Origin of the sequence: Haloterrigena salifodinae (genome assembly GCF_003977755.1) — an archaeon.
Taxonomy (GTDB): Archaea; Halobacteriota; Halobacteria; order Halobacteriales; family Natrialbaceae; genus Haloterrigena; species Haloterrigena salifodinae.
This window is the reverse complement of the sequence record NZ_RQWN01000001.1, coordinates 1,744,364-1,750,488: the sequence shown is the minus strand read 5'-3', so window position 1 is coordinate 1,750,488 and position 6,125 is coordinate 1,744,364. Positions and strand designations below refer to the sequence as shown.

The window sequence follows — 6,125 nt, the reverse complement described above, 5'->3', positions numbered from 1 at the left end:
CCGATCGAGCCACACACTCATATCGCATCTGGATCAGACCCGGAAACGGGTCCAGGCGCTAACTGGACTACACGTACAATCACACGGTCACATACCACCGATATTGGTATTGCGGCGGTTCGATTCCGTCGATCGGCGTTGAGGCGGCCACAGCGGCGGGGTTCCACCCGTACCCATCCCGAACACGGTAGTTAAGCCCGCCTGCGTTTCGGTGAGTACTGGAGTGCGCGAGCCTCTGGGAGACCCGATTCGCCGCCATCCACTCATACTACATCATCACGCCCCGCACAGCACCGGCTGTGTGGGGCTACTCGTATTTATAGCAGGTACTGTCGCACAGTAACGACTGTGCCGTACCGCTATGCTTAAACGACCACAGTGATAAGGGACAAACGCGCCAAGGTGGCAGAGTCCGGCCGAACGCAGCGGCCTGCAGAGCCGCCCACCGCCGGTTCAAATCCGGCCCTTGGCTTTCTGTCGTGATCGACTCGAGGAGCGATCGCTCTAAGGGTGGTCTCTAGGCACTGTTTCGCAGAGTAGATCCGGATATCAGTTTCATACTGTAATGGCTTCGTGCGTACCACGCGAGGTATCCGTGATCAGTTGGTGGCTCAGCAACGGCGATCCACCATTCGTCGGTTGATCACGGTTTTCTCGATCACCGCGTTGTTCTTGAGGAGTCAGCTATCGAAAAAGAAGGACGAGCCAGTGATGAACTCTGCCGAGACATCCTGTTCGCGTCACTCGCAGAACCGCGGTCTGTTTCAGATTGCACATCCATCGAAATCTGAACACACGGTCGATCGCTTCCTCGCTCACGTCGTTCGCAGACTGGGCTCTCCCTGCGATTAAAATTGCCTTGGCCGCTTTGCTCCTCACGAAATTGGTCGTCGCAAAAGCGGGCCGGGCGCGATTTGAACACGCGACCGTCTGGTTAAAAGCCAGACGCTCTGCCAAACTGAGCTACCGGCCCTGTGGATGCTACTTTCGGGGAGTGATGGTTAAACGTTTCTTTCTCTGCCTACCCGATAACCAGATGGTGACGCTGGGTGCACTCGAGCAACCTTTGCTCAGTCGAAGTACTCTTCGAGTGCCTCGGTAACGATTTCACCGGGGAGAACGCCGTCAACGGAGGCGCGGCGGCGGAGATCCCGGTACGTCGACGGTGAGAGCGTGAGTTCGAGTTGGCCCAGTGTGACGCCGTGATCGGCCAGCGCCTGCTCGATCGGGGTGCCGTCGTTGATGGTACTGGCGACGCTTCGGACCTCGCGGACAGTGAGGTCGCCGTCGAGGGTCGCCCAGGCGAGAAGGAGTCGCGCTTCGCCGCCGACGCGAGCGATGTGTTTGGCGGCGGTAGGTGCGATGCGGCCGAGCGCGACCTGTTTGCGGACCGACCGCGGGAGGTCGTGGACGCGAGCCCACTTGCGAATAAACGAGACCGTCGCGTCGCCGCCGGCGCGTTCGGCTGCGGCCTTGTAGGAGCCTTCGCCGCGGACGAGCGCGGCGCAGGCGGCGGCGCCACGCAGCATGTAGAGGTGGTCGTCGTTCGTCGAGCCGCTGGCGAACTCGCGGACGGTTTCGGCGGCGTCGGCAAGGCTCTCGGGATCGTCGGGATCGAACTGAACGGCCTCGCGGGCGCGCGTGCCGGCGACCGATTCGTCGCCCCGGATAACTGGTGCACCGACGGGCGATTCGCGGTCCGTCGGGATCGAACGACCATCCGCACGACGGCGATGTGAGCGGTCACCGGGCCGATTGTCGGTCATGGCTCCCGATAAGGACTTGAACGCTAAAAAAGCCGCTGCCGTGGCGAATCTCTCACTCGTCGCGTTTTTCGGCGAGATGCTCCCAGATTTCCGTGCAGCCGGCCCCTTCCTCGATGTCGTCGAGGTGGGCATCGTCGCGCTCTTCGTCGTCCTGCTCGGGTTCAATTGTCTCCGGTTTGCATTCGGCCGCGTCAGTCATGGATCCCTTTTCGAACGCAGCGGGCATAAGTACCACCTCGGCTGCAAGCGATACCCGTGCTCGGTCTTACAGGTCAGTTATGCCGCTATCTCCGACGCCCCACCGCTTCGATTCGTGATGCTGGCGGGTGATTTCGTTCGAAACGCGCGTCACGGATCGGCGCCGTGAGAGCGAACGCTCGAGAAAGAAACCAGTTAGAGCGGCCGAGCGTCCAGTTCGAGAGAACGAGTCCGATCCGGCTGTCGACGACTCGAGCGAGAGCGGGCTGAAAGCGGGTATCGAGACGGTTTGGGGTCGGTACGGGCGATGGAGTGGGTCTCGTGAAGACTCGTTTTCCCGCCGGTTGTCGAGAGTCGACCGATGAGAAACGGCCGCGCCGCATCGAGAATCCACGGGTGATGACGGTCTGCAGAGACTGACGGTGGATGTCGCAGGCCGTATGGGAAGGCGAAGCCCCTCTCTGGAGGGAGTGACGGCTACCGGCTGCCGAGTCGCACATCGGAGGCAAAATAATCCGGTAGACGAGGCACCGAATCGGGGATTATTGTGCAGTGTGAACGGGCAGCAGGGATTAGTCGAGTGCGGGACGATATCGATCGGATCCGTCGATCCGACGCGCGGTTCGGATCTGTTGGAACACAGTCTGCTGTCTCGAGTCCCGATCGATGGCTGTAATCGATGTCGACGCGTTTCGGTCGGCAGTCGTCGCTGTACAAGAGTTCCTCCCGATCGGTTCGCGAGCGCGCCCTCGCGGCCCCTAAGTGGGTTCGTCGTGAGCGTTCTCGTATGTCAGATCGACTGATGACGGTTAACGCGTACACGACCTTAGACTACGTCGAGGCCGTCGCGAAGGGGGCGGCGTTCGAGTGGGAATCGGTCGCCGTCGTGAACGCGACCGCCGACACGGAGGATCCCGACTGCGTCCACCTCCAACTCGAGTTGGACAATCTCGCCGAGGAGTACCTGCCCAAACACATGGAAGACCTCGAGTTGACGCCAGATCAGGCGCGGGCGCTGGCGGCCGACCTCGAGAAACACGCCGATCGGATCGACGACGCGCAGGCCGACGAGTGAGAGGACGCCCTCGCGAATCGGGAAAATCGGCCGCTCGCGGGCGCCTGCCGTCGCAGGCTGGCGATTTTTTCACGGCGCCGGCGAATCGCCGGCTGGATCATGAGCATGGACACGATTCAGGACCTGTTCGAGCACGGCCTCGAAGACATCTACCACGCCGAGCACCAGCTGCTCGACGCGCTCGAGGATCTGGAGAGCAACACCGAGCGCGACGAGATCGCACAGGCGTTTTCGGAGCACCGCGAGGAGACCCAGGGTCACATCGATCGGCTCGAGGAGGTCTTCGACATGTTTGGCGAGCCCCCAGAGAAAGAGGAGTGCGAAGGGATCGAGGGTCTGATCGAGGAGTACGAGGAGTTCGAATCCATGGACCCCTCTCAAGAAGTCATGGACTACCACAACATGGCGGCCGCCGAGAAGACCGAGCACTACGAAATCGCCGCCTACGGCAATCTAATTCCGCTGGCCGACCAGCTCGGAATGGACGAGGCCGCCGACCTGCTCGAGGAGAACCTTCGGGAGGAACAGGACGCGCTGGACGAACTGACGGAACTCACCGAAGAGTTCGAGATGGACGCCATTCCGGCGGAGTGATTCCGACGGCTTACGAGAACGACGACGACACCGACGAGGAATAGACCCAGTACGGCGGGACCGAAGACCAGGTGCCGACGACCAATATCGAAGACGAGCGCGCCGAGACGGACAACGAGGGCGTCGACAAGTAACCGGACGCCCGACCGCTCGAGTCGCCGCGCGGTCGAGGGCACTACTTCTTTTACCGCTGAGCGTCTACCCCCGACCGTGACAACGCCGGCGTCCGGAGCGGCCGACGGTGACGACGGGCTCTCGATCCGTCCAGCGGCGCGGGCGGATCTGCTCGCAATCGTCCGTATCGAGAACGAGTCGTTTTCCCAGCCGTGGCCCTACGACGCCTTCGAGCGGTTTCTCGGCGACGACGGGTTTCTCGTCGCCGTCGAGGGAGGCACGATCGCCGGCTATATCGTCGCCGACGTGAGCACGCAGTTCGGACGGGAACTCGGCCACATCAAGGACATCGCCGTCCATCCGGACCACCGCGACTCGGGGATCGGAACCGCCTTGCTCACCCGGGGAATGGCCGTGCTCACCGCCCGCGGTGCCGATTCGGTCAAACTCGAGGTCCGCCGGACCAACGACGGCGCGAAGCGGCTCTACCGCCAGTTCGGTTTCGAGCCGCTCCGGCGCGTGCCGGGCTACTACGGGAACGGCGAGGACGCGATCATCATGCTGCGGAAACTCGAGTAGGCGCGCGAGAACAGGCGTCCGACGGTCGTCCCGCGCTCGCGACCGCGGACGTGGCCGTTTTACCGCCGGCGTTCCTACCCGCGAGCATGGGATACGCCTGCCCCGTCTGCGACGCCGAACAGGCCGACGCGGAGCACCTCGCGAACCACCTCGCGATCACCGCCTCGCTGGGCCGCGAGGACCACCGTGCCTGGCTCGAGGAGCACGCGCCCAACTGGAGCGACTGCAGCCCCGAGGAACTGGGCGAGATCGTCAGCCAGTACGCACCCGAGATCGACACGCCGGAGTTCGAATCGCCGAGCCACGGACACGACCACGGCCGACCGGGCGGCCTCGAGGAGGGACTAGCCCGCCAGAGCCGCCAACCGGGTCGAGGGGACCAGCTCGGCGGCCGGTCGGACCGGGGCGGCATGAGTGCTGAAGCCGAGAGCGCCCTCGAGGAAGCGCGGGAGCTGACCCGGCGGATGCAGGAACCGGCGGACGCGGACGAAGAGGGAGCGGCATCGGACGACGAGACGGGAGCCGTCGAAACGACCGACGACGGCACAGCCGTTGACGACGACGGGTCGTCGGAACGCGAAACTGGTAACTGACTACCGCGAGCACGTCGAGGTATGCACACTGACGGGACGTTTGCGCCGGCGTCGGCCGAGGAGGCCCGGGACCGCTACGAGGAGGTCGGTCCCGCGGCCCAGACCGTCGTTCGCGAGGTCGCCAAGGTCATGGAGTTCGACCGCGAGGAGTACGACGACCGCGTCACCGGCGACGTCGTCGAGACCGCCCGCGACGCGCTGTTCGCCAGCCTGCTCGAGGTTCGCGTCGGCACGCGCGAGGAGTTCGAGGACTGGCACGAGGAGTACGACGGCGAGGTTACGATTGTCGGGAGCGAGAACGTCGACTCCGTCGTCTGGCACGCCGGTCCCGAGGACGGCGCCGTCGCCGCGACCTTCCAGAACGAGGAGGAGGCAGCGGTCGCGACCCTCCGACGGCAGGCGTTCGGACGGCTCTATCGGGAACTGGTCGAGGCGAACTGAGCGGCGGTCGCCGCGGGACCGATCTCGTCTCTCCTGATCGCCGAACGGCACCTATTACCCGATCGAGGCCGACACACCGGTCGATGACTGCACCCGACGAGTGGACGCTCCGCGAGGAGGTCACCGAGTACGAGACGTCCTGGTACGACGGCGGGTACGATCTGCTCGAGCAGCCCGACGGCACCGAGAAGCGCTACTACTGGGCGGACCTGCCGGACGCGGTAATCGTCGTCGCCAAGATCGACGGCACCGCCGTGGCGGCTCTCGACGACGAGACGACCGACGGGAACGAGGGCGAGCACCTCCTGTTCGTCGAGCAGTACCGGCCGACGATCCGCGAGACGCACCTCGAACTCCCCGCGGGCATCGTCGAGGACGGCGAATCCTACACGCACGCGGCCGCCCGCGAACTCGAGGAGGAGACCGGATTCAAACCCTCGAGCACTGCCTTGCTTCAGGAGTACGCGGTCGCGACCGGCGTCCTCCGCCACGATCGGGGCGTCGTCTTCGCCGAGGGGCTCGAGCCTGGCGAGCGCGAACTCGACAACAATGAGTTCCTCGAGGTGACGACGGTTCCCGTCGACGAGGCACTCGAGCGCGCCCGCGAATTGCCGGCGAACGACTCGACGCTGTCGGCGCTGTTGCTGGCGAAGGAGGACGGCCTGCTCTGACGCTCGTCGGGAGCGATCGATCGCGTGGTCGAACGCAGGCGGTCTGGTCTCGAACGCGTAGTGCTGGAACGGCGAGTCAGGACGACCCGCCGCT

General features: G+C 64.2%; 8 protein-coding genes, 2 tRNA genes and 1 rRNA gene. 8 read left to right on the top strand and 3 right to left on the bottom strand.

Features of this window, described 5'->3' with window-relative positions:
• Nucleotides 1-139 precede the first annotated feature (139 nt).
• Nucleotides 140-261: ribosomal RNA gene (gene rrf, locus EH209_RS08770) — 5S ribosomal RNA — on the top strand.
• A 135-nt stretch (nt 262-396) separates the two neighbouring features.
• Nucleotides 397-472, top strand: a tRNA-Cys gene (locus tag EH209_RS08765).
• Nucleotides 473-899: 427 nt separating this feature from the next.
• On the opposite strand, the gene EH209_RS08760 is transcribed toward EH209_RS08765, so the two are convergent.
• The 3 genes from EH209_RS08760 to EH209_RS23975 all read right to left on the bottom strand — a co-directional run bounded on the left by EH209_RS08760 (nt 900) and on the right by EH209_RS23975 (nt 1,965).
• Nucleotides 900-973, bottom strand: a tRNA-Lys gene (locus tag EH209_RS08760).
• Between the two features lie 97 nt (nt 974-1,070).
• The gene (locus EH209_RS08755) at nt 1,071-1,766 is read right to left on the bottom strand and encodes a DUF7119 family protein (protein WP_126662480.1); all 696 of its coding nucleotides are present in this window, start codon (nt 1,764-1,766) and stop codon (nt 1,071-1,073) included.
• Nucleotides 1,767-1,818: 52 nt separating this feature from the next.
• Nucleotides 1,819-1,965, bottom strand: coding sequence for a hypothetical protein (locus EH209_RS23975; RefSeq protein ID WP_008893512.1), 147 nt, complete (start codon nt 1,963-1,965; stop codon nt 1,819-1,821).
• A gap of 786 nt (nt 1,966-2,751) precedes the next feature.
• Here EH209_RS23975 and EH209_RS08750 point away from each other — a divergent pair.
• The 6 genes from EH209_RS08750 to EH209_RS08725 all read left to right on the top strand — a co-directional run bounded on the left by EH209_RS08750 (nt 2,752) and on the right by EH209_RS08725 (nt 6,031).
• Nucleotides 2,752-3,039, top strand: a complete 288-nt coding sequence (locus EH209_RS08750; RefSeq protein ID WP_126662479.1) for a DUF6360 family protein — start codon at nt 2,752-2,754, stop codon at nt 3,037-3,039.
• Nucleotides 3,040-3,138: 99 nt separating this feature from the next.
• Nucleotides 3,139-3,633, top strand: coding sequence for a ferritin-like domain-containing protein (locus EH209_RS08745; RefSeq protein WP_126662478.1), 495 nt, complete (start codon nt 3,139-3,141; stop codon nt 3,631-3,633).
• A gap of 210 nt (nt 3,634-3,843) precedes the next feature.
• Complete coding sequence (rimI, locus tag EH209_RS08740; protein ID WP_126662477.1) at nt 3,844-4,326, top strand: ribosomal protein S18-alanine N-acetyltransferase; 483 nt, start codon at nt 3,844-3,846, stop codon at nt 4,324-4,326.
• 86 nt (nt 4,327-4,412) lie between these two features.
• Entirely contained in the window at nt 4,413-4,919 is a 507-nt protein-coding gene (locus EH209_RS08735) for a DUF5810 domain-containing protein (protein ID WP_126662476.1), read from the top strand.
• Nucleotides 4,920-4,940: 21 nt separating this feature from the next.
• The gene (locus EH209_RS08730; protein ID WP_126662475.1) at nt 4,941-5,360 is read left to right on the top strand and encodes a DUF5809 family protein; all 420 of its coding nucleotides are present in this window, start codon (nt 4,941-4,943) and stop codon (nt 5,358-5,360) included.
• A gap of 83 nt (nt 5,361-5,443) precedes the next feature.
• Nucleotides 5,444-6,031: an NUDIX hydrolase gene (locus tag EH209_RS08725; RefSeq protein ID WP_126662474.1), complete on the top strand. Its 588-nt coding sequence runs from the start codon at nt 5,444-5,446 to the stop codon at nt 6,029-6,031.
• Nucleotides 6,032-6,125: the final 94 nt, after the last annotated feature.